The sequence below is a fragment of the Pseudomonas sp. MOIL14HWK12:I2 genome (assembly GCF_000510745.1).
GTDB classification, from domain to species: domain Bacteria; phylum Pseudomonadota; class Gammaproteobacteria; order Pseudomonadales; family Pseudomonadaceae; genus Chryseomonas; species Chryseomonas oryzihabitans.
Map to the genome: position 1 here is coordinate 260,897 of NZ_AZOA01000008.1, position 22,810 is coordinate 283,706.

General features: G+C 68.2%; 21 protein-coding genes and 1 other RNA gene. 18 read left to right on the forward strand and 4 right to left on the reverse strand.

Features of this window, described 5'->3' with window-relative positions; all coding sequences use genetic code 11:
• Positions 1-3: 3 nt before the first annotated feature.
• The 10 genes from PSK12I2_RS0106365 (at position 4) to PSK12I2_RS0106405 (ending at position 10,783) form a co-directional block, all read left to right on the forward strand.
• Positions 4-1,125 carry a beta-glucosidase gene (locus tag PSK12I2_RS0106365; protein WP_027597717.1) on the forward strand — a complete coding sequence of 374 codons (1,122 nt, stop codon included), beginning with the start codon at positions 4-6 and terminating at the stop codon, positions 1,123-1,125.
• The gene (locus PSK12I2_RS0106370; protein WP_027597718.1) at positions 1,122-2,888 is read left to right on the forward strand and encodes an ABC transporter ATP-binding protein; all 1,767 of its coding nucleotides are present in this window, start codon (positions 1,122-1,124) and stop codon (positions 2,886-2,888) included. The genes PSK12I2_RS0106365 and PSK12I2_RS0106370 overlap by 4 nt, the downstream gene beginning before the upstream one ends.
• An 88-nt stretch (positions 2,889-2,976) precedes the next feature.
• Positions 2,977-3,073, forward strand: an RNA gene (gene ffs, locus PSK12I2_RS24510) — signal recognition particle sRNA small type.
• 186 nt (positions 3,074-3,259) lie between these two features.
• Positions 3,260-3,541: a hypothetical protein gene (locus tag PSK12I2_RS0106375; RefSeq protein WP_027597719.1), complete on the forward strand. Its 282-nt coding sequence runs from the start codon at positions 3,260-3,262 to the stop codon at positions 3,539-3,541.
• Between the two features lie 178 nt (positions 3,542-3,719).
• Complete coding sequence (gene dnaX, locus PSK12I2_RS0106380) at positions 3,720-5,726, forward strand: DNA polymerase III subunit gamma/tau (protein ID WP_084222064.1); 2,007 nt, start codon at positions 3,720-3,722, stop codon at positions 5,724-5,726.
• A 33-nt stretch (positions 5,727-5,759) separates the two neighbouring features.
• A complete protein-coding gene (locus tag PSK12I2_RS0106385) occupies positions 5,760-6,086 on the forward strand; it encodes a YbaB/EbfC family nucleoid-associated protein (protein ID WP_007162246.1) in 327 nt (108 codons plus the stop codon).
• Between the two features lie 62 nt (positions 6,087-6,148).
• Positions 6,149-6,748 (forward strand): recombination mediator RecR, encoded by a 600-nt coding sequence (gene recR, locus PSK12I2_RS0106390; protein ID WP_027597721.1) that lies wholly within the window; start codon positions 6,149-6,151, stop codon positions 6,746-6,748.
• A 104-nt stretch (positions 6,749-6,852) separates the two neighbouring features.
• Entirely contained in the window at positions 6,853-7,362 is a 510-nt protein-coding gene (locus PSK12I2_RS0106395; RefSeq protein WP_027597722.1) for a sigma-70 family RNA polymerase sigma factor, read from the forward strand.
• Entirely contained in the window at positions 7,359-8,288 is a 930-nt protein-coding gene (locus PSK12I2_RS0106400; protein ID WP_027597723.1) for a DUF4880 domain-containing protein, read from the forward strand. The genes PSK12I2_RS0106395 and PSK12I2_RS0106400 overlap by 4 nt, the downstream gene beginning before the upstream one ends.
• Before the next feature lie 77 nt (positions 8,289-8,365).
• Positions 8,366-10,783, forward strand: coding sequence for a TonB-dependent siderophore receptor (locus PSK12I2_RS0106405; RefSeq protein ID WP_027597724.1), 2,418 nt, complete (start codon positions 8,366-8,368; stop codon positions 10,781-10,783).
• A 38-nt stretch (positions 10,784-10,821) separates the two neighbouring features.
• Here the strand turns inward: PSK12I2_RS0106405 and fnr are convergent, their stop codons facing one another.
• Together fnr and hemN are read right to left on the reverse strand one after the other, a co-directional pair.
• Positions 10,822-11,553: a fumarate/nitrate reduction transcriptional regulator Fnr gene (gene fnr / locus PSK12I2_RS0106410; protein ID WP_007162251.1), complete on the reverse strand. Its 732-nt coding sequence runs from the start codon at positions 11,551-11,553 to the stop codon at positions 10,822-10,824.
• A gap of 63 nt (positions 11,554-11,616) precedes the next feature.
• A complete protein-coding gene (gene hemN, locus PSK12I2_RS0106415; protein WP_027597725.1) occupies positions 11,617-12,999 on the reverse strand; it encodes an oxygen-independent coproporphyrinogen III oxidase in 1,383 nt (460 codons plus the stop codon).
• A 112-nt stretch (positions 13,000-13,111) separates the two neighbouring features.
• Here hemN and PSK12I2_RS0106420 point away from each other — a divergent pair, with 112 nt between their 5' ends.
• Positions 13,112-13,759, forward strand: coding sequence for an alpha/beta family hydrolase (locus PSK12I2_RS0106420; RefSeq protein ID WP_027597726.1), 648 nt, complete (start codon positions 13,112-13,114; stop codon positions 13,757-13,759).
• Here the strand turns inward: PSK12I2_RS0106420 and PSK12I2_RS0106425 are convergent.
• Positions 13,756-15,324: a rhodanese-related sulfurtransferase gene (locus PSK12I2_RS0106425; protein WP_027597727.1), complete on the reverse strand. Its 1,569-nt coding sequence runs from the start codon at positions 15,322-15,324 to the stop codon at positions 13,756-13,758. The two genes, PSK12I2_RS0106420 and PSK12I2_RS0106425, sit on opposite strands and share 4 nt — an antisense overlap.
• Positions 15,321-15,923 (reverse strand): cysteine dioxygenase, encoded by a 603-nt coding sequence (locus tag PSK12I2_RS0106430; protein ID WP_027597728.1) that lies wholly within the window; start codon positions 15,921-15,923, stop codon positions 15,321-15,323. The genes PSK12I2_RS0106425 and PSK12I2_RS0106430 overlap by 4 nt, the downstream gene beginning before the upstream one ends.
• Positions 15,924-16,173: 250 nt before the next feature.
• Here PSK12I2_RS0106430 and PSK12I2_RS0106435 point away from each other — a divergent pair, with 250 nt between their 5' ends.
• From PSK12I2_RS0106435 to PSK12I2_RS0106465, 7 genes are all read left to right on the forward strand, one after another.
• Positions 16,174-16,953 (forward strand): class II aldolase/adducin family protein, encoded by a 780-nt coding sequence (locus PSK12I2_RS0106435; RefSeq protein ID WP_027597729.1) that lies wholly within the window; start codon positions 16,174-16,176, stop codon positions 16,951-16,953.
• Positions 16,950-17,903, forward strand: a complete 954-nt coding sequence (locus tag PSK12I2_RS0106440) for an ABC transporter substrate-binding protein (protein ID WP_027597730.1) — start codon at positions 16,950-16,952, stop codon at positions 17,901-17,903. The genes PSK12I2_RS0106435 and PSK12I2_RS0106440 overlap by 4 nt, the downstream gene beginning before the upstream one ends.
• Before the next feature lie 5 nt (positions 17,904-17,908).
• A complete protein-coding gene (locus tag PSK12I2_RS0106445; protein ID WP_027597731.1) occupies positions 17,909-18,874 on the forward strand; it encodes an ABC transporter substrate-binding protein in 966 nt (321 codons plus the stop codon).
• Positions 18,875-19,078: 204 nt separating this feature from the next.
• Entirely contained in the window at positions 19,079-20,107 is a 1,029-nt protein-coding gene (locus PSK12I2_RS0106450) for an ABC transporter substrate-binding protein (protein WP_027597732.1), read from the forward strand.
• A 63-nt stretch (positions 20,108-20,170) separates the two neighbouring features.
• Complete coding sequence (locus tag PSK12I2_RS0106455; protein ID WP_027597733.1) at positions 20,171-21,013, forward strand: MetQ/NlpA family ABC transporter substrate-binding protein; 843 nt, start codon at positions 20,171-20,173, stop codon at positions 21,011-21,013.
• Positions 21,010-22,104 carry a methionine ABC transporter ATP-binding protein gene (locus tag PSK12I2_RS0106460; protein ID WP_027597734.1) on the forward strand — a complete coding sequence of 365 codons (1,095 nt, stop codon included), beginning with the start codon at positions 21,010-21,012 and terminating at the stop codon, positions 22,102-22,104. Before PSK12I2_RS0106455 ends, PSK12I2_RS0106460 begins: the two co-directional genes overlap by 4 nt.
• Positions 22,097-22,750, forward strand: coding sequence for a methionine ABC transporter permease (locus PSK12I2_RS0106465; RefSeq protein ID WP_027597735.1), 654 nt, complete (start codon positions 22,097-22,099; stop codon positions 22,748-22,750). Before PSK12I2_RS0106460 ends, PSK12I2_RS0106465 begins: the two co-directional genes overlap by 8 nt.
• Positions 22,751-22,810: the final 60 nt, after the last annotated feature.

The window sequence follows — 22,810 nt, forward strand, 5'->3', positions numbered from 1 at the left end:
GTGATGGCCGAAGGCTCGCCCTTCCAGAGTTTCTTCATGGCCGGCTTCGAATGCTCCAGCCACAGACGCGCCGATGGCCGACGCCTGGATCTGCTCGCCAGCACCGGCCATGACCGCTGGGCCGCGGAAGACTATGGCGCGGTGGCCGCCCAGGGCCTGCGCACCGTGCGCGATGGCGTCCGCTGGCACCGGGTGGAGGCCCAGGCCGGGCACCATGACTGGTCGAGTGTCCTGCCGCAGGTGCGAGTCGCGCGGGCGGCCGGCGTCCAGGTGATCTGGGACCTCTGCCACTATGGCTGGCCCGATCACCTGGATATCTGGCGGCCGGCCTTCGTCGATGCCTTCGCCCGTTATGCCGCCGCCTTTGCCCGGCTGTTGCGGGAGGAGGGCGAGACCCGTCCGTGCCTGGCGCCGATCAACGAGATCTCCTACTGGGCCTGGGCTGGCGGCGATCAGGGCCTGTTCAATCCCGGCGCTCGCGGCCGCGGTCAGGAACTCAAGCATCAACTGGTGCGCGCCAGCATCGCCGCCATCGAGGCGATTCGAGCCGAGTTGCCCGCGGCGCGCTTCCTGGCCATCGATCCGCTGATTCATGTGGTCGCGCGCCGCCCCGAACAGCGCGAGGCCGCGGAGGCCTATCGCCAGGCCCAGTTCGAGGCCTGGGACCTGCTCAGCGGGCGCCAGTGGCCAGGGCTGGGCGGGCGCCCCGATTACCTGGACATCCTGGGTCTGAACTACTACTCCGACAACCAGTGGTATCTGGACGGCGGTACCCTGGCGGCGGAGGATCCGGCCTATCGACCCTTGCAGGGCATGCTGGCCGAAGTCCACCAGCGCTATGGCCGGCCGTTGCTGATCGCCGAGACGGGGGCCGAAGGCCCGGCGCGCGCCTCCTGGCTGGAACACGTGGCCGATCAGGTCGGGCGGGCGCTGCGCCAGGGCGTGCCGGTGCAGGGCATCTGCCTGTATCCGGTACTCGACTATCCCGGCTGGGACGATGACCGCCTCTGTCCCACGGGGCTGTTCGGCGTGGCCGACGGGGCAGGGCACCGGGCGCTGCACGAGCCTCTGGCCGAGGTCCTGCAGCGTCAGCGCCAGCTACTGGCAGGCGGAGAGGAGCGATGAGCGCAGCTCGGCGGCGCGAGCGGCGGCGCGCCGAATGGCCCCTGCCGGAACGGGTCGGCGCCTTTCTCTGGCGCTATGTCCGCCTGCGACCCTGGCACTTCGGCGGCCTGCTGTTGCTGGTGGTCGGCGCGGCGACCTGTGCGGTGGCAGTGCAATACGGCATGAAGCTGCTGGTCGATGCCATGGCCGATCCGGCACGCCGGGCGGCGGTGTGGGGGCCCTTTTGGCTGTTCATCTCGCTGATCGTGCTGGAGAACCTGTTCTGGCGTAGCGGTGGCTGGCTGGGTTGCCGCACGGTGGTGGCCAGCTGCGCCGATCTGCGCGTCGATCTGTTCCGCTACCTCACCGGCCATCCGATGCACTACTTCTCCCAGCATTTCGCCGGGGCCCTGGGCAATCGCATCTCCGCCACCGGAGCGGCCGCGGGGGCCATCTACGGCGGCCTGGCCTGGAAGATCATGCCGCCCTGCGTCGACTTCATCGGCGCGGTGGTGGTGCTCTGCACCGTGGACCTGCGCATGGCCGGGGCGCTGGTGGCCTTCGTGCTAATCGTGGCGCTGGTGATCACCGCCTTCGGCATTCGCGGGCGGGCGCGGCACCAGCGCTTCGCCGCTCAGTCGGCCCATGTCGGCGGCGAGCTGGTGGACCTGGTGCAGAACGTCTGGACCATCAAGGCCTTTTCCGCCCGGGAGCGCGAGGTGCAGCGACTGGCCCAGGCCATCGGCGTAGAGGCGCGTGCCCAGCGCAGCAGCTGGATGCATCTGGAGCAGGCCCGGGTACTCCACGACACCTGCCTGTCGCTGATGGCCGGCGGCATGCTGGCCTGGGCCATCGCACTGTGGAGCCGCGGCAGCATCACCGCCGGCGACGTGGTCATGGTCAGTGCCCTGACCTTTCGCATCCTGCACGGCTCCCGTGACCTGGCCCTGGCGCTGGTGGACACCACTCAGCAACTGGGCGCCATCGGCGAGACCCTGCGCATCCTTATCCAGCCCCACGGCCAGAGCGACGTCGAACGGCCCCTGACCCAGGCGCGCGGCGCCCTGAGCTTTACCGGCGTGCACTATCGCTATCCCGATGGTCGGCAGGTGTTCCAGGGTTTCGATCTGGAGGTGCCGGCCGGCCAGAAGATCGGGCTGGTGGGGCCGTCGGGCGCCGGCAAATCGACCCTGATCGGCCTGTTGCAGCGCCTCGACGATATCCAGCGGGGGAGGATCTGCATCGATGGCGAGGACATTCGCACGGTCAGTCAGGACAGCCTGCGCCAGCGCATCGCCGTGGTGCCCCAGGAGACCGCGCTGTTCAATCGCAGCATTCGCGAGAACATCCGCTATGGCCGGCCGGAAGCCAGCGACGCCGAGGTGGAGGCGGCGGCTCGTCACGCCTATTGCGACGACTTCATCCGCGAGTTGCCGCTGGGCTACGACACCCCGGTGGGCGAGCGCGGCGTTCTGCTTTCCGGTGGTCAGCGCCAGCGTCTGGGCATCGCCCGGGCCTTTCTCAAGGATGCGCCCATTCTCATCCTCGACGAAGCCACCTCGGCGCTGGACAGCCACTCCGAGACGGTCATCCAGCGAGCCCTGCTGGAGTTGATGGAAGGTCGCACCGTGGTGGCGGTGGCCCATCGGCTCTCCACCCTGACCGGCTTCGACCGCATCCTGGTGCTGGAGCAGGGCGTCATCGTCGAGGACGGCCCACCGCAGCGGCTGCGCGAGGGGGAGGGCAGTTTCGCTGCGCTCTGGGACCTGCAGGCAGCACCCTAGCGAACCTAAGTCCTTGTATGGCTTGCAACTTCGCCCCAACCGCGTAGAATGACGCACCTCACCTCAGGGTGAGGCGTTATGGTGGCTCTGTCGGTCCCCCCGCAACGATCAACCGTGAACCCGGTCAGGCCCGGAAGGGAGCAGCCGCAGCGGTGATGTCGTGTGCCGGGGTGTGGCTGGCGGGGCCACCTCCATTTCTGCCCCGCGCTTTTCCTCTTCCGCGTTTCCCTCCTCTTTTTCCGCCTCGTCTCCCAGCGCTCCGCGAATTACGCCACAGGGCTTTCGTGACGAAATGCACTGTTTTGGTTCATGGCTCTGTGCCATCATGCGCGCCGTACCCTCACCACTGGACAGATGTCCAAGGATCTCTTGTGAAGAACGGACTCGAATGCGCAGGACGCGCCCTGAGCAATGGCCTCCATCCCTATCGTGTCGACTGCCGACGCGACACCGAGACGACGCTGGTCGCGCAGATCTACCACCCCAGCGAGCCCCTGCTGCTGATCAGGATCGACCTGACCAACGAAGAGGCGATCAATCCCTTCAAGATGAACGCCACCGTGACTCGCCTGCGCAGCCAGCTGGATGCCCTGGCAGCCTATGTCGCAAGCGTGGTCCTGGCCGATGGTGAGGACCACTGCCGGCGTGCCTGAAGCGGCTTTTTACCCGCCGTTTTCCCTCCTGATCGCTTGAAAATCCGCCAGGCCGCCTCCATCTAGGGAGGTAGCCACAGCCCGCCCGGCGTCGCCCCGATGCCACGCCGCGGGATGCATTCGCGGCCCCTCTTCGTTAGCATGGGCGCCCCCCACGTCTTCTCCTGATCAGGTCTCGATGAGTTACCAGGTTCTTGCGCGCAAATGGCGCCCGCGGTCATTCCGCGAAATGGTCGGCCAGACCCATGTGCTCAAGGCGCTGATCAATGCGCTGGATAACGAGCGGCTGCACCACGCCTATCTGTTCACCGGTACCCGCGGGGTGGGCAAGACCACCATCGCGCGGATCCTGGCCAAGTGCCTGAATTGCGAGACCGGCATCAGCTCCACGCCCTGTGGCAGCTGCTCGGTGTGCCGCGAGATCGATGAAGGCCGCTTTGTCGATCTCATCGAAGTGGACGCCGCCAGCCGCACCAAGGTGGAAGACACCCGCGAGCTGCTGGAGAACGTGCAGTACGCGCCGTCCCGCGGTCGCTACAAGGTGTACCTCATCGACGAGGTGCACATGCTTTCCACCCACAGCTTCAATGCCCTGCTCAAGACGCTGGAAGAGCCACCACCCCACGTCAAGTTCCTGCTCGCCACCACCGATCCGCAGAAGCTGCCGGTCACCATCCTCTCGCGCTGCCTGCAGTTCTCGCTGAAGAACATGCCGCCGGAGCGGGTCGTCTCCCACCTGCAGCAGGTGCTCGCCGCGGAAAGCATTCCCTTCGAGGACGATGCGCTCTGGCTGCTGGGTCGTGCGGCGGATGGCTCCATGCGCGATGCCATGAGCCTGACCGACCAGGCGATCGCCTTTGGCGAGGGCAAGGTACTGGCCGCCGATGTGCGCGCCATGCTCGGGACCCTCGATCATGGCCAGGTCTACGACGTACTCCAGGCCTTGCTGGACGGTGACGGTCGCGCGGTGCTGGACGCGGTTCGCCATCTGGCCGAGCAGGGCCCCGACTGGGGCGGCGTGCTGGCCGAGCTGCTCAATGTGCTGCACCGCGTGGCCATCGCCCAGGTGCTGCCCGATGCCGTGGACAATGGCCAGGGTGATCGCGAGCGGGTGCTGAGTTTGGCGCAGACGCTGCCGGCGGAAGATGTCCAGTACTACTATCAGCTGGGTCTGGTCGGGCGGCGCGATCTGCCGCTGGCACCGGATCCGCGCCACGGCTTCGAGATGGTCCTGCTGCGCATGCTGGCCTTCCGGCCCGCCGGTGCGGTGGTGGCCGAGCGACCGGCACTAAAGACGACGGGAGCCAGCCCGGCCACGGCTGACTCCAACCCCCGTCCGGTGGCCGCGGCGGTTCCGGCAGTGGCTGCGCCTGCGCGCCCGTCGCCACGCGAGGCAGCACCTGCGCCGGTGCCGGCAACGCCTGTCTCCAGTAATACCACCCCTGTAGAAGAGCCGGTGGATCTCCCCTGGGAGGATCCTGCGCCCGTGGCGGTCAAGGCGGCTCCGACTGCAGCTCCAGCTCCGGCTCCGGCTCAAACTCCGGTCGAAGCGGCTGGTGCGCCGGTCGCCCCCAGGGCGCTACCGACTCCCCAGGTCGAGGCGACCCCTGAGGCCACGGTGATCGCCGAATTGCCCGCGGACACCTCCGGTGACGAACTGGACGGTGACGAAGAGCCGCCGCCGGCCGAGGATTACTACGAGGTCGGGCTGGACGACTATCTCGACAGCCTGGGTGAGCCGGCTGCCGAAGCGGTGACCGCGGCGCCGGCGCCGGCGGTGCAGCCGGCGACCGGTCTGGCAGCCGATTGGCAGACCCTGTTCCCCGACCTCAAGCTGGGCGGGTTGACCGCCAGCATCGCGGCCAACTGCACCCTGGTGGCGGTGGACGGCGATCGCTGGCACCTGCACCTGGATCCGGCGCAGAGCGCCCTGTTCAACGCCAACCAGCAGCGCCGGCTCAACGATGCGCTGAACCAGCAGCAGGGACGTCCCATCACGCTCGAGGTCACCATCCAGACCCCCGAGCAGGAGACGCCCGCCCAGGCCGCCGCCCGGCGCCGGGCGGAGCGTCAGCGGCAGGCGGAGCAGTCCATCCAGGACGATCCGTTGATCCGCCAGATGATGCAACAGTTCGCCGCCACGGTGCGCGCGGGTACCATCGAGCCGGTCGACACCCAAGCCTGACCGGTTTTCCATTCATAGTTCGAGGTAGCAGACATGATGAAAGGTGGCATGGCCGGCCTGATGAAGCAGGCCCAGCAGATGCAGGAAAAGATGCAGAAGATGCAGGAAGAGCTGGCGAACGCCGAAGTGACCGGTCAATCCGGCGCCGGCCTGGTCAGCGTCGTCATGACCGGCCGACACGACGTCAAGCGCGTCAGCCTGGACGACAGCCTGATGCAGGAAGACAAGGAAATCCTCGAAGACCTGATCGCCGCCGCGGTGAACGACGCCGTGCGCAAGATCGAGCAGAACAGCCAGGACAAGATGTCCGGCATGACCTCCGGAATGCAGCTCCCGCCCGGCTTCAAGATGCCTTTCTAGGTTGTTCCAGCTGCGGGTGTCCAGCGGGCACCCGTCTCTCCCGCCTTCCAGTACGGTAGTCCATGAGCTTCAGTCCCCTGATTCGCCAATTGATCGATGCGCTCCGGGTCCTGCCCGGTGTCGGCCAGAAGTCCGCCCAGCGCATGGCCCTGCAACTGCTCGAGCGCGAACGCCAGGGTGGCCAGCGCCTGGCCTCTGCCCTCAGCGCCGCCATGGAAGGGGTCGGTTACTGCCAGCGCTGCCGCACCCTCAGCGAAGACCAGATCTGCAGCTTTTGCGCCGACACCCGGCGTGACGACAGTCTGCTCTGCGTGGTGGAGGGGCCCATGGACGTCTTCGCCGTCGAACAGACCGGCTATCGCGGGCGCTACTTCGTGCTCAAGGGACACCTGTCGCCCATCGATGGCCTGGGGCCGGACGCCATCGGCGTACCCGAACTCGAGCGGCGCGTCAGCGAGGGTGGCTTCACGGAAATGATCATCGCCACCAACCCCACGGTGGAAGGCGAGGCGACCGCCTATTACATCGCCCAGCTGCTGGCGCCCAAGGGCCTGACCATCTCGCGTATCGCCCATGGCGTGCCCCTGGGTGGCGAGCTGGACCTGGTCGATGGCGGCACCCTGACCCACGCCTTCGCCGGGCGCAAGCCGATCAGTCTCTAACGCTCTACCTTGGCCGTCTGCGCACCTCGGGCGCACGACACGGCTGTATCTTGTGATCGAGAAGCATTATCATTATCGGAAATCAGCGGCTTCCGAGGATGGTGATGCAGACGCTCGAGTCCGACCGGTATGGACACATCCGGACCCTCTACCAGGATCATCACGGCTGGCTGCGCGAGCGGCTGCAGCGGCGGCTGGGTTGCCTGGGGCAGGCGGCCGATCTGGCCCAGGACACCTTCGTGCGGCTGCTGGCCCGGGAAGGGGAGCTGGAGCGCCTGCGCGAACCTCGCGCCTTTCTCGCGACCGTCGCCCAGGGCCTGCTGGCCAACCACTGGCGGCGCCAGGCCCTGGAGCGCGCCTATCTCGAGGCGCTCGCGGCCCGACCGCAGGCCGTGCAGCCCTCACCGGAAGCCCAGGCGCTGATCCTGGAAACCCTGACCGAACTCGATGCGCTGCTCGACCGCCTGCCTGCTCGGGTGCGCCAGGCCTTTCTGCTGGCGCAACTGGAAGGCCTCACCTATGCCGTCATCGCCGAGCGCCTGGGCGTGTCGGAGCGGATGGTCAAGAAGTACATGGCCCAGGCCATGCTGCACTGCCTGGAACTGGTGTCTTGAGTGCGCTGACGCCAGGCGGCGGCGGACCTCTGGCAGAAGCGGCGGACTGGTTCGCCGAATTGGCTGCCGACGAGGTGGATCCGGCCACCGAGCGGGCCTGGGAGCGCTGGCTACAGGCGGATAGCCGCCACGCGGTGGCCTGGGCACGGGTGGAGGAAATCAGTGCGCGCTTCAGCGGTCTGCCGCCGTCCGGGCGCCTGGCCCTGGCGCGGCGCGAATCCCTGGGCCGGCGGCGGGCGCTCAAGGTGCTGGGTCTGGCGGTGGGCGGACTGGCCCTGGGCTGGGCGCGGCCGGACGACTGGCGGTTGGGGGAGGGCGCCACCCTGAGCACGGCGGTCGGCGAGATCCGTGCCTTCGACCTGACCGCCGGGGTGCGCGTCTGGCTCAACACCGACAGCCGGTTGGCGCAGGAGGCCGCAGACCGCTGGCGGCTGCTGCGCGGCGAGGTGCTGCTGGAAGGCCGTAACGGGGCGGCGCCGCTGCGACTGGACACGGCGTTCGGCCAGGTAAGACCCGGTCCGGGCTGCTGCGCAGTGCGGTTGCGTGACGACGGGCTGGAGGTCGCGGCCTATGCCGGCGCCCTGCAGCTGGCGCCACTCCAGGCCCGTGCTCAGGTCCTGACCCGGGGCCACCGGGCCCTCATGACCGCGACTGCCGTGCGGCCACTGGGGCCGGTCGATCCGGGGCGGCAACTCTGGCGCCAGGGGCGGCTGGTGGTGGACGACTGGTCGCTGGCGGCGCTGGTGGCGGAGCTGGGGCGCTATCGCCCAGGCCTGCTGACCTGCACCGCCACGGTCGCGCAATTGCGGGTGGTGGGCAGCTATCCCCTGGCTGACACCGACCGCGCCCTGGCCGCACTGGCCGACAGCCTGCCGGTGCGGGTGGAGCGACGCCTGCCCTGGTGGGTGCAGATCGTGCCCGCCTGAAAAAATTTGCGGCGAGCGGTTCCCCTTTGGCGCGCTCGCGGGGCTTGGGGGAAACGATCTCCGCTTCGAGGCCCCTCATGCATCGCCAAACCCGTTTCACCCTGCATCCGTTGCGCCGCGCCCTGCGCGTCTTCGCCCTGGCCGTACCCCTGGGCATCACCGGCCTGGCCACGTCCCAGGGCCTGGCCCAGGCGGTGCCCCTGGCGCAGGAATACCGCATCGAGGCGGGCAGTCTGGCCACGGTGGTGAGCACCTTCGCCGCCCAGAGCGGTGTACTGCTGTCGGCCCCCGCCCAGGGGCTGGAAGGTCGGCGCAGTCCGGGCCTGCAGGGTCGCTACACGCCGGCCGAGGGCTTCCAGCAGATCCTCCAGGGCAGTGGCCTGCAGGCGGTGCGCCAGGCGGATGACAGCTATCGCCTAGAGGCCATACCCGCGAGCGGTGTGACCTCCCTCAGCGAGACCACGGTGACCGGCTTCGCCCTGGGCAATGCCCTGGGCGAGACCGATGGCTACCTGGCGACCCACAGCGACGTGGCCACCAAGACCAGCAAGGGACTGCTGGAAACCTCCCAGTCGGTCTCGGTGGTGACCCGCGAACAGATCGATGACCAGGGCGCCAAGACCGTGCAGCAGGCCATGAGGTACACCCCGGGGATCTTCACCGGCCAGATCGGCGCCTCCAATCGCTACGACTACGTGGTGATGCGCGGCTTCGCCGACAACAGCGTCGACAACGTCTTTCTCGACGGCCTCAAGACCATGGGCGACAGCGGCACCTTCAGCTCGCTGCAGGTCGATCCCTATTTCCTCGAACGCATCGACGTGGTGAAGGGACCGGCCTCGGTGCTCTATGGCCGCAGCCTGCCGGGCGGCCTGGTGGCCCTGACCAGCAAGAAGCCGCTGTACCAGCCCTACCACCAGGTCCAGGCCACCCTGGGCAATCTCGGCCAGCGCGGCGCCGGTTTCGATTTCGGTGGACCGCTGGACGAGGAGGGGCATATCGCCTATCGCCTGGTGGGGCTGGCCCAGCACAGCGACACCCAGTTCGATCACGTGGAGGAAGAGCGCTATGCGCTGGCGCCCAGTCTGGCCATCGACCTGAGCGACGACACCACCCTGACCCTGCAGGCCTATCTGCAAAAGGATCCAGATGGCGGCTACCACAGTGGCGTCCCCGCCGAAGGCAGCCTCTATCGCCGCAATGGCCGCTACATCAGCAACCACTTCTTCGACGGCGAGCCCGATCACGACAAGTTCGAGCGGACCCAGCAGATGGTCGGCTATCAGTTCGAGCACAGATTCAACGACGTCTGGAGCGCGCGGCAGAATTTCCGCTATGCCAAGTCGCGGGTCAAGCTGGAGCAGGTCTATGGCTACGGCTATGTCGGCAGCAGCGACCTGCTCAATCGCTACTACTCCGGCGGCCGCGAGAATCTGCACGCCTATACCCTGGACAACCTGGTGCAGGCGGACTTCGACTGGGCCGGCAGCCGCCATACCCTGCTGGCCGGCCTGGACTACCAGCGCCGCTGGACCCACGTCGACTGGCCCAGTGGCACGGCGGATCCGCTGGACGCCTTCGAGCCCAGCTACGGTGGCCAGGTGACCGTCTACCCGGGCAGCGAATACCGCCGCGAACTGGAGCAGACCGGTGTCTACCTGCAGGATCTGATCGAACTGGATCGCTGGCGCTTTTCGCTCGGCCTGCGCCAGGACTGGGTGGAGATCGGCATCGAGGATCGCCAGGCGGGGACCCGCAGCAGCGCGCGCCGCGGCCAGGCCAGCGGGCGCGCCGGGGCGCTCTATCTGTTCGACAACGGCCTGGCGCCCTACCTGAGCTATTCCACCTCCTTCAATCCCAATGCCTACAACGATGCCGCGGGCAATCCGCTGGAGCCTACCGAGGGCAAGCAGTGGGAGCTGGGCCTGAAATACCAGCCGCCGGGCAGCGCCAGCTTCTACACCGCCTCGCTGTTCCACATCACCCAGGAAAACGTGGCGACCAAGCTGCCCCAGGAAGACTTCTATTCCTCGGTGGGCGAGATCCGCTCCCGGGGCCTGGAGCTGGAGGGCCATCTGCAACTGGCCGAGCGGCTCAAGCTGCTGGGCAGCTACACCTTCACCGATATCGAGTACACCCAGGCGCTGGACGGCACCCAGGGCAATACGCCGAATCAGGCGCCGCGGCACCAGGCCTCGCTGTGGGGGCAATACGAGCTGGCCGGGCCCCTGGCGGGCTTCAGCGTCGGCGCCGGCGCCCGCTACGTGGGCACCAGCTGGGCGGACAAGTCCAACACGCGCAAGGTACCGGCCTACACCCTGGTGGACGCCATGCTCGCCTATGACTTCACCCGCCTGGGACTGCCGGGACTCACGGCGCGGGTCAATGCCAACAACGTGCTGGGCAAGGACTACGTGGCGTCCTGCTACAGCCTGGATTTCTGCTACTTCGGCGAGGAGCGCAACGTGACCGCGACGGTCAGCTACAGCTTCTAGGGGCTCGGGGTCCTGCCGCTCAGGCAGGACCCCTGGCCTCAGCCCTCCAGCTGACCGCCGGCCAGGGCGCAGAGGCGGGCGGAATCGAGGATGCGCACCTCCTTGCCTTCGGCCGCCAGCACCCCGCTCTGCTGGAAGCGGGTGAACACCCGGGACACGGTTTCCACCGCCAGGCCAAGGAAGTTGCCGATCTCGTTGCGCGACATGCTCAGGCGGAATTGCTGGGCGGAAAAGCCGCGGGCATGGAAGCGGGCGGAGAGATTGACCAGGAAGGTGGCGATGCGCTCGTCGGCACTCTTCTTCGACAAGAGCACCATCATCTGCTGGTCATCGCGGATCTCCCGGCTCATCACCCGCAGCAGCTGGCGGCGCAGTTGCGGCAGCTGCTCGGAGAGTTCGTCCAGGCGCTCGAAGGGGATCTCGCAGACGGTGGTGGTCTCCAGCGCCCGGGCCGAGACCGGATAGCGCTCGGTGTCCATGCCCGACAGGCCGACCAGTTCGCTGGGCAGGTGGAAGCCGGTGATCTGCTCCTCGCCGGCATCGCTCAGGCTGCTGGTGCGCAGGGCGCCGGAACGCACCGCATAGACCGAGCCGAAGGTATCGCCCTGGCGGAACAGGTGGTCACCCTTGGCCAGCGGCCGGCCGCGCTTGACGATCTGGTCGAGGGCGTCCAGGTCTTTCAGATCGAGCGACAGCGGCAGGCACAGCGAGGCGAGGCTGCAATCCTTGCAATGGGCCTGGGCGTTGCGCAGCTTGAGGGGCTCGGTCATGGGGGAAGATCGCTTCTCGTCTGGTTCCAAAAGTCTAACTTTAGCAGTCGTGGCAGGCATGGGTCATATCACCCGGGAAAAGCGCTGGTTGTCGTGGCCCGGCAGATAGCGGTCGAACAGCATGCACAGGGCGCGGATCAGCAGGCGGCCCGGCGCCAGCACCTGCAGGCCACGCGCATCGAGGCGGATCAGGCCGTCGGCGGCCATGGCCTCGAGGTGCGGCCAGGCGTCGGCGAAATACTGGCGGAAATCCAGCTCGCAGCTGCGCTCGATGGCGGCGAAATCCAGCTGGAAATGGCAGATCAGCTGGGCGATCACCGCACCGCGGATGCGGTCGTCCCGCGAACGGCGCAGGCCGCGGGCCACCGCCAGTTCGCCCTGGCCCAGGCGGTCCTGGTAGCGGGCGAGATCGGGGGTGTTCTGGCAGAGCACCTCGCCGACCTGACTGATGGCGGAGACGCCGAGGCCCAGCAGGTCGCAGTGGCCGTGGGTGGTGTAGCCCTGGAAGTTGCGCTGCAGGGTGCCGTCTTCCTGGGCGATGGCCAGGTCGTCGTCGGGCAGGGCGAAGTGGTCCATGCCGATGTAGCGATAGCCGGCGGCCAGCAGCTGTTCCACGGTGCGCTGCAGCATCTCCAGCTTGGCCGCTGGGTCCGGCAGTTCGCTGGCTTCGATGCGCCGCTGCGGCGGAAAGCGCTGCGGCAGATGGGCGTAGTTGAACACCGACAGGCGATGCGGCTGCAATTCCAGCACCCGCTCCACGGTGTGGGCGAAGCTGGCCGGGGTCTGCCGCGGCAAGCCGTAGATGAGGTCCAGGTTGATGGAGCGATAGTCGAGGGCGCGAGCGGCCTCCACCAGGGTACGGGTGTCGTCGAAGGGCTGCAGGCGATTGATCGCCAGCTGCACCTGCAGGTCGAGGTCCTGGACGCCGAAGCTGACGCGGTTGAAACCCAGCTCGCGGAGCAGCCCCATGGTGCTCCAGTCGGCTTCACGCGGATCTATCTCGATGGAGTAGTCGCCCCGGTCGCCGTCGGCCAGGGTGAAGTGCCGGCGCAGGTCGGCCATCAGCTCACGCAGCTGCATGGGGTTGAGAAAGGTCGGGGTGCCACCGCCGAGGTGCAGCTGCTCCACCCGCTGCCCGCCGTCCAGGTGCCGGCTGGTGAGGGCCATCTCCTGACGCAGGGCCTGGAGGTAGGCGACGCTGCGGCTGCGGTCCTTGGTGATGACCTTGTTGCAGGCGCAGTAGTAGCAGATGTTGGCGCAGAAGGGCACGTGCAGGTAGAGCGACAGCGGGCGTCCGGCCTGGCGACTCAGGCGCAGGGCGCCGAGCAGGTCGAAGGGACCGATGCCGTCGTGGAATTGCACGGCCGTGGGATAGGAGGTGTAGCGGGGGCCGGCGCGATCGTAGCGGGCGATGAGGTCGGCGTCCCAGACGAGGGCGGCTGTCATGCCGGGCTCCAATGGTTTCGAGGTGCCCAGTGTGAGGGGCGCGGCCTGCGCTTTATTGATCCAGATCAATGGATAGCCGGTTAAGCTTTGGCGTTTGGACGAGGAGTAGCCCATGGCAGACGAGTTGTACCTCGACAGCTTTCGCGAATGCCGACCCGCAGGTCCGCCGCTGGCGACCCTGTTGCTGGCCCATGGGGCGGGGGCAGGGATGGACAGCCCCTTCATGGAGCAGCTGGCCGAGGCACTGGCGCGGCGCGACATCCGCACCCTGAGATTCGACTTTCCCTACATGGCGCGGGCCCGCGCCGAAGGCCGGCGCCGCCCGCCAAATCCGGCGCCGGTCCTGCTGGAGCACTGGCGGGCCATGGTCGCCACCTGGCGTGCGGCAGAAAGCGGTCCGTTATGGCTGGCGGGCAAGTCCATGGGCGGGCGGATGGCCAGTCTGCTGGCCGACGACCTGGGCGCGACGGGCCTCGTCTGCCTGGGCTATCCCTTCCATCCGGCCGGCAAGCCCGAGCGGCTGCGTACCGAGCATCTGGCGACCCTGGCCACGCCGACGCTGATCGTCCAGGGCGAGCGGGATGCCCTGGGCACCCGTACGGAGGTGGCCGGCTATGCCCTGGCGCCCACGCTCGAGGTGCAGTGGATCGCCACCGCCGACCACGATCTCAAGCCGCTCAAGAGCAGCGGCCTGAGCCAGACCCAGGCGCTGGTGGAAACGGCGGCCTGGGTGGCGGCCTTCGTGCGGAGTAGCGGCTAGATCACCCGGAAGCCACTGGTGCCATCGCGCCGCAATTGCTCGACCAGGCCGAATTCCCAGTCCAGGTAGGCCTGCATGGCCGCGCGCGGAGCATCGGTGCCTTCATAGGGGCGCCGGTAGCGATCGCGCCGGGTCGACAGCAGCCGTGTTTCGCCGCCTTCCACCGGCAGACCCGCAGCCAGCCAGGCCGCGGTGCCGCCCTCCAGCAGAAGGACCGGCCGGTCGGTAATGGCCTGGACATCGACGGCGACGAAGGCGGCCAGTTGGCCACTGCCGCAGGTGAAGACATAGCGCTCGGCCGGCGGCAGCGCTGCCGGCAGATCGGCACGCAGCACCCAGGCGGCGCCCGGGATGTGCCTCTGGACATAGTTGGCGCTGGCGGTGACATCCACCACCAGGGTGCCGGGCTCCGCCAGCAATTCCTGCAGGCGCGTCACCGAGATGCGCTCCACCGGCCCGGGGACGGGGGCGGGCGGCTGCCATGGACCGGTGACGTTCAGGGCGCCGGCCGGGATGGCGTCGACCACCGCCACCTCCCAGCCCATCTGCGCCAACCAGGAGGCACTCATGTTGGCGCGCACGCCGTCGTCGTCCACCAGGGCCAGGCGGGCACCGCGTACCGGGGCGCTGTGATCGGTCTCCTGGACCAGCTGGCCACCCGGCGTCGAGCGGGCGCCGGGCAGGTGGCCAGTGGCGAATTCCTCGGGGGTGCGGACATCGATCAGGTAGTTCGTCCGCTGCGCCTCGGTGCGCCAGGCCGCCAGTTCGCCGAAGGCCAGCCGGGCGACACCGGCGCGATCGGCGACCTGACGCGCGCGGGTCGCGGCGGTCGCTTGGGTCGCCGGACTCACCGCGCCGAAGCGGCGTTGCTGGCCGTGTTCCAGGGTCTGGCCGGCCAGCGTCCAGCCGATGGTGCCGTTGCGCAGGGCGGCCACCGGATTGGGAATGCCGGCATTGATCAGCGACTGGGCGCCGATCAGGCTGCGGGTCCGGCCGGCGCAGTTGACGATGACCCGGGTCCGCGGATCGGGTGCCAGCTCGGCGACCCGCAGCACCAGTTCGGCGCCCGGCACGCTGACCCCGCCGGGAATGCTCATGGTCTGGTATTCCTCGAAGCGGCGTGCATCGAGGATCACCAGGTCGGCGTCCTGATCCAGCAGCGCCTTGACCTCCTCGGCGGGCAGCGAGGGGGTATGGCGGCGCGCTTCCACCAGCTCGCCGAAGGCCTTGCTCGGCACGTTGACGTCGATGAAGAGTTCGCCGCCGCTGGCGCGCCAGCCCGCCAGGCCGCCCTCGAGCAGGGCGACGTCGGTGTAGCCCAGGGCGTGTAGGCGTTCGGCCGCGCGTTCCGCCAGGCCTTCGCCATTGTCATAGAGGGTGATGGCCACGTCGCGTCGCGGCAGCCGCGACCAGGCCTCCAGTTCCAGGCGCGATAGCGGCAGATTGGCGGCCCACAGCGGGTGGCCGGCAGCGAAGGGGTCTTCTTCGCGGACGTCGAGCAGGGCGACTTCGGTGCCGGAGAGGAGGGCCTGGCGGATGTCCTCGGCGGTGCGGATGGCGGTCATGGTGTGGCGGTCTCCTGGGACAGGTCCCACAGGTTGGGCAGGTGGCGATTGGTGTAGCCGGAGATGAAGGGCTTTTCCTGGCCATCGGCGGCATAGACGGCGCGGCGCACGGCGCCGATGTTGCTGCCATAGACGTGGATGCTGATGGAGGTGCGGTCGGCATAGGCGTTGCTGACCTGGTGGACGTCGCCCACCCGCGGCGAGACCGCTTCCACCTGGCCCGGCTCCAGACGCACGGGGGCGCCTTCCGGCTGCAGGCGGCCGGCGGGATCGCGGGCGAAGCCCTGAGCGGTCTCGGCGCCGCGCAGCATGCCGATCAGGCCCCAGGTGCGGTGGTCATGCACCGGCGTGGCCTGGCCCGGCCCCCAGACGAAGCTCACCACCGAGAAGCGCTGACGGGCATCGGCATAGAGCAGGTACTGGCTATAGCGCTCGGGGTGGGGCAGGGCGCAGTCCTCGGGCAGCCAGTCGTCATGGCGGACCAGTTCGCCGAGCAGGGCGGCGCCGCGCTGCAGCAGCTGCGGCTCGGCAGGGTGTTCGTCGACCAGGGTGGCGAGGTCATGCAGGAACAGGCGCAGGCGGTCGAGCCTAAGGGTCATGGAGGGCTCCACGAGTAAGCCGGGTGGGCGATGACGGCCATTAAAGCAAGGCCAGCGCCCAGCACCTTAGATCGATTGGTTCTGTGCTGAAACCATTATTCGCATAACTATCTGTTTGGGTTATCCATGCTGTGCATATTAGGTTATGCGCAATCGATATTTCCATCTCGGCGAGTCACAACGTTAGGTTCTAAGCAGACCAGGGCAACGCCCGTCGCCCTGGCGCCCCTTCTGCTTCCGGAGCCGCCGCATGACCGCCTTCCACAACGCCCTCGCCAGCGTCCGCGCCCAGGTGTCCGCCGCCGAATGGGAGGCGCGGGTCAAACTCGCCGCCGCCTATCGGCTGGCTGCCCGCGAACGCTGGACCGACCATATCTACACCCACTTTTCGCTGCGGGTGCCGGGCCCGGAGGCGCACTTCCTGATCAATCCCTTCGGCCAGACCTTCGACGAGATCACCGCCCCTTCGCTGGTGAAGGTGGATATCGACGGCGAGATCGTCCTCGACCCCACCGGACTGGGCATCAATCCGGCCGGCTACGTGATCCACAGCGCCATCCACCGTGCCCAGCCGGAACTCCATGCGGTGCTGCACACCCACACCGCCGCCGGCATCGGTGTCTCCGCCCAGCGCGGCGGCCTGCTGATGCTTTCCCAGCACGCCATGAGGTTCTTTGGCCGCCTGGCCTATCACGGCTACGAGGGCGTGGCCCTGGATCTGGACGAGCAGAGTCGGCTGGTGGCCGACCTCGGGGCGCACCCGGCGATGATCCTCTGCAATCACGGCCTGCTCACCGTGGGCGCAAGTCTGGAAGAAGCCTTCTGGCACCTCTATTACCTGGAGCGCTCCTGCGCCGCGCAACTGGCGGCCCAGAGCGGCGGCGCCGAGCTGGTGATAGCGCCCGACGCCGTCGCGCAGAAGGTCAGCGACCTCATCCCCGGCAATCTGGCGCGCGGCGCCCATGTCCGTCACTGGGAGGCGGCGGTGCGCCAACTGGAGCGTCACGAAGGCCGGGAGTACGCGCAATGAAGCGACTGCTCGCCACGCTGGGCCTGGCCTTGCTGCTGGGGCAGGCCCAGGCGGCGCCGGATCTCTCCGGCGTGACCCTGGTGCTGGGCGACCAGGCCCGCGGTCTGCGCGCCATGATGGAAGCCGCCGGCACCCTCGAAGGCGCGCCCTACAACTATCGCTGGGCCAACTTCCAGGGCGCCGCGCCACTGTTCGAGGCGCAGCGCGTCGGCGCGGTGGATACCTCCTATGCCGGTGACCTGCCGGTGCTGATGGCCGCGTCCGGCGGCGTGCCGCTCAAGCTCATCGCCACCAATGTCGGCTACCCCCAGGCCAACGGCCTGCTGGTACAGAAGGATTCACCTATCCATTCGGTCAAGGATCTCAAGGGGCGCACCGTGGTGGTGTCCTCGGCCAAGGGCAGCATCTCCCAGCACCTGCTCTATGCCGCCCTGGAAGAGGCCGGGCTCAAGCGTGAAGACGTCACGGTCAAGTTCGTGCTGCCCACCGACGCCAGTGCCGCCTTCAATGCCGGGCAGATCGACGTCTGGGCGACCTTCGATCCCTATCTCGGCATCGCCGAGCAGCACGGCGCCCGGCTGCTGCGCGATGGCCAGGGGCTGACCACCGCCCTGGGCTTTCTCACCGCCACCCCGGTGTCGCTGGAGGACCCGGCCAAGCGCGCCGCCATCGCCGATTTCGCCGGGCGCCTGGCCCAGGCACGGGCCTGGGCGGTTGCCCATCCGCAGGACTATGCGCGCGTCTACGCCGAGCTGACGCGCCTGCCGGAAGGCGCCGCGGCAGCCATTTCCACCCGCACCTCCCGTGGCCTGCGCCCGGTGCAGCCGGCGGACGTCGCCGCGGTGCAGCAGGTGGCCGATCTGTTCAGCGAACTCCAGGTGCTGCCCAAGCCGGTCGACGTCGCCGCCCTGGCCGATGCCAGTGTCTTTACCGAGGAAGCCAAACCATGACCCTCATCCGCCGTACCCTGCTGGCGCTACCGCTGCTGCTCGCCGCCACCGCGGCCCTGGCCGCCGAGCCCCTGACCCTGCGCATCGCCGACCAGAAGGGCAACATGCGCGCCCAGCTGGAGGCCGCCGACGGCCTGCGCGACCTGCCGGGTTATCGGATCCAGTGGGCGGAATTTCCCGCCGCCGCGCCCCTGGCCGAGGCGCTCAATGCCGGCGCGGTGGACGCCGGCATCATCGGCGATGGCCCGCTGCTGTTCGCCCTGGCCGCTGGCGCGCCGGTCAAGGCCATCGCCGTGGACAAGTCCGATCCCTATGGCACGGCGGTGATCGTGCCGCGCGACTCGCCGCTGCGTAGCGCGGCCGATCTCAAGGGCAAGCGCATCGCCACCGGGCGTGGCTCCATCGGCCATTACATCGCCCTCAAGGCGCTGGACTCGGTGGGCCTGACCGCCCAGGACGTGAGCTTTCGCTTCCTCGGCCCGGTGGATGCCAAGATGGCCCTGGCCAATGGCTCGGTGGACGCCTGGGCGACCTGGGAGCCCTACACCGCCCAGGCCGAGCAGGTCGACGGCGCCCGGGTGCTGGTCAGTGGTCGCGGGCTCTGGGCGGGCAACAGCTTCCTGGCGGCCACCGACACGGCCCTGGCCGATCCGGCCCGGCGCGCGGCGCTGCAGGACTATCTCGACCGTCTGGCCGCCGCCCAGCGCTGGGGCTATGCCCACCTCGATGGCTATGCCAGGACCCTGGCGCAGATCATCGGCTTTCCCGAGGCGGTGGCCCGGCTGCAATTCGAGCGCCGTCAGCTGCACTGGGAGCCCATCGACCCGCAGGTGATGGCCGACCAGCAGGCGACGGCGGATTTCTACCACCGTAGCGGCCTGATTCCACAGCGCCTAGAGGCCCGGGCGACCTTCGCCGAGGGATTCCGGGTAAGCAAGCCGGACGCGCCGCGGCAGGCGGCGCGGGAGTAGGGTGGGATGCGGCGTGGTGTTGGGCTTCGCTTCGCTCAGCGCCAACCTGCTTACGGTGGAGCGCCCCCTCTCCCTCTGGGAGAGGGGTGGGGTGAGGGAAAAGCCACACCGCCCCTCGACCTATCCATATAACCCATCCTTATTTCAAAAACGCTGAACAGCTTGAGTAGGCTATAAGCCACTTCCAAGGATGAGCGCACCCCGATGCCCCCACGTCTTCCCGTCACCCGTCGTCCCCTGGCCCTGGGGCTCGCCGCCAGCCTGCTCGCCGGACTGGTCGTCGCACCCCAGGCAGCCCAGGCCGAGGGCACCCTGCGCATCTCCGAACAATTCGGCGTCTCCTACGTGATCCTGCATGTGCTGCGTGACCAGCAATTGATCGAAAAGCACGGCCAGCAGGAGGGCGTCGACATCAAGGTCGACTGGATAAAGCTGTCCGGTGGCGCTGCCGTCAACGAGGCGGTGCTGTCGGGGGCGGTGGACGTCGGCTCCGCCGGGCTCGGGCCGCTGTTCACGCTCTGGGACCGCACCCATGGTCGGCAGAACGTCAAGGCCGTGGCCAGCCTGGGGGCCTTTCCCAACTACCTGGTCACCAACAATCCGCAGGTGAAGACCCTGGCCGACTTCACCGCCAAGGACCGCATCGCCGTGCCGGCGGTCAACGTCTCGGTGCAGTCGCGCTTCCTGCAGTACGCCGCCGCCCAGGCCTTTGGCGAGAAGAACTGGAATCGCCTGGATCCCCTGACGGTAGCGGTGCCGCATCCGGACGCCACCGCGGCGGTGATCTCCGGTGGTACCGAGATCAACAGCCACTTCGCCAATCCGCCGTTCCAGGAGCAGGAACTGGCCAGCGGCAAGGTGCACAAGGTGCTCAGTTCCTATGACGTGCTGGGTGGGGCCGTCTCGCCCAACCTGGTGTTCGTCACCGAGAAATTCCGCCGGGACAATCCCAAGACCTACAAGGCCTTCCGCGAGGCGCTGGTCGAGGCCGGACAGATCATCGAGAAGGACAAGGCCGCCGCCGCCCGTACCTATGTGAAGGTCGAGAATTCGCGCCTCGATCCGGCGCTGATCCAGCAGATCATCGAAAGCCCCGAGGTCAACTTCGACACGGCGCCGCAGAACACCCTGAAGCTGGCGGAATTCATGTACCGCATCGGGGCCATCCGCAACCAGCCCAGCAGCTGGCAGGACTATTTCTTCGTCGACACGCCCGACCAGAAGGGCAGCTGATCCCCTTTCCCTTACGGGTTCCACCGGACCACCGGACGAGCCCTCGACATCTCGAGGTCTCCCATGGCTATTCCTCCACTTTTCCAGCGCCTCGGGCTGCTCCTGGCGAGCACCACCCTGGCGCTGTCCGCCCAGGCCGCCGAGCCGCAGAAGATCCGCCTCGGCATCAACGACAGTCCGCAGAACGCCGCCCTGGAGCGCGCCGCCGAGGTGGCGCGGGAGCGGGGTGTGGAGGTGGAAATCGTCGCCTTCAGTGACTGGAACACGCCGAATCTGGCGCTCGCCCACGGCGACATCGACGTCAACTACTTCCAGCATCAACCCTTCCTGGAAAACGCCAATGCCCAGAACGGCTACGGCCTGGTGCCCATCGCCTATGGCGTGGAAAACAAGGTCGGTCTCTATTCCAAACGGGTGAAGAGCTTCGCCGAGGTGCCGGACGGCGCCACCGTGGCGGTGGCCGACGATCCGGTCAACCAGGGCCGCGGGCTGCACCTCTATGCCCGGGCCGGCCTGATCCAGCTCAAGCCCGGTACCGGGCCCAAGGCCAGCCTGCAGGACATCGTCGCCAATCCGCGCCACCTGAAATTCATCGAACTGCCCGGTCCGCAACTGGCGCGGGTGCTGGACGACGTGACCCTGGCGCAAAGCTATCCCTCGCACATCCTCGCCGCCGGCACCACGGATCCCAACAGCGCCCTGCTGTTCAGCGACGACGAGGCCAGCGGTCACCTCTATGCCCTGAGATTCGTGACCAAGCCGGACAAGGCCGATGACCCGGCGATCCGCACCTTCATCCAGGTGTTCCAGAACGATCCGCGGGTGCGCGAGGCCATCGCCCAGGCCTATGGCAATCCGCAGCTGTACAGCCTGGCCTGGCTGAACCGGCAGGAGGCCGCCCGATGAGCAATGCACTACTCAGAACCGCACCGGCGCAGCCGCCCGCCGAACCCCAGGCCGCTCCCGCGCGCGAGCATCTACGCCTGAGCGGCGTACAAAAGATCTACACCGGCGGCGCGCTGCCGGTGACCGCCCTGGCGGACATCGACCTCAGCATCGCCCGTGGCGAGATCTTCGGCATCATCGGTCGCAGTGGCGCCGGCAAGTCCAGTCTGATTCGCACCCTCAATCGCCTGGAAGACGTCAGCGCCGGTCAGGTCCTGGTCGACGGCGTCGACATCGGCACCCTGAAGGGGGATCGCCTGGTGGCGCTGCGGCGGCGCATCGGCATGATCTTCCAGCACTTCAATCTGCTGGCCTCGCAGACGGTGCTGGAGAATCTGGCCTTGCCGCTCAAGGCCGCCGGCTTTCGCCGCGACGAGATCGAAGCCCGGGCGCGGGAACTGCTCGAGCTGGTCGGGTTGCAGGGCAAGGAACAGGTCTATCCCTCGCGGCTGTCCGGGGGCCAGAAGCAGCGGGTGGGCATCGCCCGCGCGCTGATGCTGAGGCCCGAGCTGCTGCTCTGCGACGAGGCCACCTCGGCGCTGGATCCGGAGACCACCCAGTCGATCCTGGCGCTGTTGCAGGACATCAATCGCCGCCTGGGACTGACCATCGTGCTCATCACCCACGAGATGGCGGTGATCCGCCAGATCTGCGACCGGGTGGTGGTGCTGGAACACGGCCGCATCGTCGAACAGGGCCCGGTGTGGCAGCTGTTCGGCGCGCCCCAGGCCGAAGCCACCCGGGCGCTGCTGGCACCCCTGGCGGCGCAGCTGCCGGCGGATCTGGCCAGGCGGCTCGGTGCCACCCGGCAACCGGGTGCCCGCGCGGTGCTGGAACTCAGCTACGACGGCCAGGGCGTGGAGCCCGACTTCCAGGCGCTGGGCCAGGCCCTCGGCGCACCGGTCGAACTGCTGCATGGCGGTATCGACCGTATCCAGGGCCACGCCCTGGGCCGCCTGCTGGTGGCGACCGCGGCACCGGAGCGGCGGCTGGCAGGCTTCCTGACCCAGGCCGGGTTGTTCGCCCGGGCGGAGGTGCTGGGCTATGTCTGACTTCATGCTCAAGGCGCTGTGGAAGGCCTTTCTCGATACCCTGACCATGGTCAGCGTGTCGGCGGCCATCGTCTGGTTCGCCGGCATCGCCCTGGCAGTGGTGCTGGTCACCACCGGGCGCGGCGCCATCTTTGCCGCGCCCACCCTCAACCGGGTGCTGGGCACCCTAATCAACGCCTTTCGCGCCACGCCCTTCATCATCCTGCTGGTGGCCCTTATCCCGCTGACGCGGCTGATCACCGGGACCACCATCGGCGTCTGGGCGGCGGTGGTACCCATCACCCTCAGCGCCACGCCGTTCTTTGCCCGGATCGCCGAGGTCAGCCTGCGCGAGGTCGGCGGTGGGGTGATAGAAGCGGCCCAGGCGCTGGGCTGCGAGCGGCGCCACATCGTCTTCAACGTGCTCCTGCCGGAGGCGCTACCCGGCATCATCGGCGGCTTCACCGTGACCCTGGTGGCCATGATCGGCGCCTCGGCCATGGCCGGCGCCATAGGCGCGGGCGGGCTCGGCGACCTGGCGATCCGCTATGGCTACCAGCGCTACGACACCCAGGTGATGGCCGTGGTGATCGTCATCCTGGTGGTGCTGGTGTGCGGCATCCAGTTCATCGGCGACCGCTACGTGCGGCACCTGCGGGCACGCTAGTGTGGTGTTTCAGACGTTCGCGCAAGAGTTGGCGAGTGATTTTTGGCGGTTCGGCGTTCC

Excerpts from the sequence above, each read along its gene's own strand:
- PSK12I2_RS0106365 (WP_027597717.1), top strand. The coding sequence starts at position 4 with ATGGCCGAAGGCTCGCCCTTCCAGAGTTTCTTCATGGCCGGCTTCGAA.
- PSK12I2_RS0106370 (WP_027597718.1), top strand. The coding sequence starts at position 1,122 with ATGAGCGCAGCTCGGCGGCGCGAGCGGCGGCGCGCCGAATGGCCCCTG.
- dnaX (WP_084222064.1), top strand. The coding sequence starts at position 3,720 with ATGAGTTACCAGGTTCTTGCGCGCAAATGGCGCCCGCGGTCATTCCGC.
- PSK12I2_RS0106385 (WP_007162246.1), top strand. The coding sequence starts at position 5,760 with ATGATGAAAGGTGGCATGGCCGGCCTGATGAAGCAGGCCCAGCAGATG.
- recR (WP_027597721.1), top strand. The coding sequence starts at position 6,149 with ATGAGCTTCAGTCCCCTGATTCGCCAATTGATCGATGCGCTCCGGGTC.
- PSK12I2_RS0106395 (WP_027597722.1), top strand. The coding sequence starts at position 6,853 with ATGCAGACGCTCGAGTCCGACCGGTATGGACACATCCGGACCCTCTAC.
- PSK12I2_RS0106405 (WP_027597724.1), top strand. The coding sequence starts at position 8,366 with ATGCATCGCCAAACCCGTTTCACCCTGCATCCGTTGCGCCGCGCCCTG.
- fnr (WP_007162251.1), bottom strand. The coding sequence starts at position 11,553 with ATGACCGAGCCCCTCAAGCTGCGCAACGCCCAGGCCCATTGCAAGGAT.
- hemN (WP_027597725.1), bottom strand. The coding sequence starts at position 12,999 with ATGACAGCCGCCCTCGTCTGGGACGCCGACCTCATCGCCCGCTACGAT.
- PSK12I2_RS0106420 (WP_027597726.1), top strand. The coding sequence starts at position 13,112 with ATGGCAGACGAGTTGTACCTCGACAGCTTTCGCGAATGCCGACCCGCA.
- PSK12I2_RS0106425 (WP_027597727.1), bottom strand. The coding sequence starts at position 15,324 with ATGACCGCCATCCGCACCGCCGAGGACATCCGCCAGGCCCTCCTCTCC.
- PSK12I2_RS0106430 (WP_027597728.1), bottom strand. The coding sequence starts at position 15,923 with ATGACCCTTAGGCTCGACCGCCTGCGCCTGTTCCTGCATGACCTCGCC.
- PSK12I2_RS0106435 (WP_027597729.1), top strand. The coding sequence starts at position 16,174 with ATGACCGCCTTCCACAACGCCCTCGCCAGCGTCCGCGCCCAGGTGTCC.
- PSK12I2_RS0106440 (WP_027597730.1), top strand. The coding sequence starts at position 16,950 with ATGAAGCGACTGCTCGCCACGCTGGGCCTGGCCTTGCTGCTGGGGCAG.
- PSK12I2_RS0106450 (WP_027597732.1), top strand. The coding sequence starts at position 19,079 with ATGCCCCCACGTCTTCCCGTCACCCGTCGTCCCCTGGCCCTGGGGCTC.
- PSK12I2_RS0106455 (WP_027597733.1), top strand. The coding sequence starts at position 20,171 with ATGGCTATTCCTCCACTTTTCCAGCGCCTCGGGCTGCTCCTGGCGAGC.
- PSK12I2_RS0106460 (WP_027597734.1), top strand. The coding sequence starts at position 21,010 with ATGAGCAATGCACTACTCAGAACCGCACCGGCGCAGCCGCCCGCCGAA.
- PSK12I2_RS0106465 (WP_027597735.1), top strand. The coding sequence starts at position 22,097 with ATGTCTGACTTCATGCTCAAGGCGCTGTGGAAGGCCTTTCTCGATACC.